The organism is Rothia sp. HMSC072B03, assembly GCF_001809565.1.
Classification (GTDB): Bacteria; Actinomycetota; Actinomycetes; order Actinomycetales; family Micrococcaceae; genus Rothia; species Rothia mucilaginosa_A.
In genome coordinates this window covers 85,789-87,602 of sequence record NZ_KV797968.1, presented here as the reverse complement: position 1 = coordinate 87,602, position 1,814 = coordinate 85,789, and the positions used below count along the sequence as shown (strand labels likewise).

The 1,814-nt window shown below is 58.7% G+C and carries 2 protein-coding genes; one reads left to right on the top strand and one right to left on the bottom strand.

Annotation, left to right across the window (positions count from 1 at the left end):
- Positions 1 to 42: 42 nt before the first annotated feature.
- The gene (locus tag HMPREF2630_RS02660) at positions 43 to 708 is read right to left on the bottom strand and encodes a hypothetical protein (protein WP_070483260.1); all 666 of its coding nucleotides are present in this window, start codon (positions 706 to 708) and stop codon (positions 43 to 45) included.
- Positions 709 to 1,000: 292 nt separating this feature from the next.
- Between HMPREF2630_RS02660 and HMPREF2630_RS02655 the strand changes: the two genes are divergently transcribed.
- On the top strand, positions 1,001 to 1,747 hold the full coding sequence (locus tag HMPREF2630_RS02655; protein WP_070483258.1) for a hypothetical protein: 747 nt from the start codon (positions 1,001 to 1,003) through the stop codon (positions 1,745 to 1,747).
- The last annotated feature ends 67 nt before the right edge of the window (positions 1,748 to 1,814 follow it).

Genomic DNA, 1,814 nt, shown 5'->3' with positions numbered 1-1,814 from the left:
CACCGCCACAACTCTTTTTGCGCGGGCTTATGGTGAGTGGGGTTATGGGCGGGCGCTGCTGGGGATTTGGGGCTGGGCCTTCCACTGCTGGTAGGCGCTCGTGGCGAGGAATCGTGCACGGTTCGCGTCGCTGAGCGTCTTGATGTCTGCGGGGGCTGCCTCGTACCACTTTTCGTAGAGACGAATAATCATCTCGGGGTAGGCGGCTTCTTCCAGGTCTGCGCGGTGGGGGATGAATTCGTTGCGGTTCTTGATGTCTCGGTACTCGCTACCGGCGAAGGGGTCGGTGACTCCGACGCTGGGCTGAGCGTTGTAGGTATCGATGTTTTGAACGTATTCGGGGAGGGTGCTCCGCCCTGCTTTGAGTGCGGCGTGGCACTTGCTGTCGATTTCGCCGGGCTCAATGATGTGGGCGCCGTCTGCGAGGATGTGCCGGTACTGGATGTACGCGGGGTATTGTTCATCGGTGCGCGGGACGGGCTTGGCGGCTTCTGCGGATGCGAGAGCTTCGGCGGAGTATGAGGAGCAGCTGACGGTGGGCGTGGTGCTTGCCGTTGCTGAGGCGCTCGCCGTGGAGGGTGAGGAGGTGCTGCTTGCCGCGGTGTTTGCACCGCCGCAGGCGGCAAGGAACAGGGGCAGGACAACCGCGACGGTACCGCATCGTACAATGCTGCGGCGGTCGGAGAAGGTCTTCGGGGTGAGAGCCATGGGGCCACCTCATAACGTGGGTGTAGTAAGGTATTGTGCCCCACTATACCTACAAATTTGATATATGGTCAATGAAAATATGTGTCTTTTCAGTAAAACCAATATTGCCTTTTCCTTCCCCTATAAACGCTCCTGACAAGCCATAACCCAGCAACAAAGTTTGGGCACCCTAGATAATTCGCTGAAATTTTTGCCATTCCTTGTGGGTATCTGCAAAACACCCCACACGCTACACCGTCCAACATATACTGAGACGCAATATATCGTTCCATCCCTCTTGTGAGGTGGTCTCATGACCCACACCCCTGTTCTTCTTTCGTTCCGTTCCAGCGGTCTACGACGCGGTGCCGCGCTGGCGATTCTTCCCCTGCTTCTTGCCTCCTGCGGTAGCTCCACCAGCACTGCATCAAACACTCCCGTACCCTCGAACACGACCGTGGCTTCCTCCCCGTCAGCAACAAGTCCCACCGGGTCCGCTTCCTCTTCCGCGGCGAAGAAGAGCTCCACCCCCTGCCTTGAACCTGACGAAGCCACGAAAGCTCAAACCCTCAAGCAGCAGGAAGCCATCAGCGCCGACCGCGGTACGGCACTGCCCTCCTACGTCTCCGCACGGCATGTTGTGCGCAACCAGGCGAACTTCCCCACCCGCGCCGAAGCTGAATCAGCAGGATCCGAGTGCCTGGCACTGTACGAGAAGAACAAGGCCGATCACACCTACACTGCGGCATGGGTACGCGCTATCGATGACAATAACGTGGCAAGCGGAAAGGTAGCCTCCGGCCCGCGCGCTGACATCCAGAGCGCCGACCCCTATAAGGCAAGCAACTACGTCGATACTCGAGAGGGTAAGGAGTACTTCCCGACCCGCCAGGAGCTGCTCGCGGCAAACTACCCCGAGAACTACATTGTTGCTTTTGAGGCGTGGGCGCGGCAGGCGCCAGCCGATGTGAAGCAGAAGAGCGACGCGAACCGTGCGGCCGCTCAGGATACTCGCTGGTCTGAGGTGGTAACCCTGCCCAGCCCCGACAACCCTGTCTAATCGAACCCCGTCTAATCTGAGTCTGTCTCATCTTAAAAATAGTTGTGGCGGTGACCGTTTCATTCGG

Bases quoted from the DNA above. Each gene is read 5' to 3' on its own strand.
- HMPREF2630_RS02655 (WP_070483258.1), top strand. From the start codon at position 1,001: ATGACCCACACCCCTGTTCTTCTTTCGTTCCGTTCCAGCGGTCTACGA.
- HMPREF2630_RS02660 (WP_070483260.1), bottom strand. From the start codon at position 708: ATGGCTCTCACCCCGAAGACCTTCTCCGACCGCCGCAGCATTGTACGA.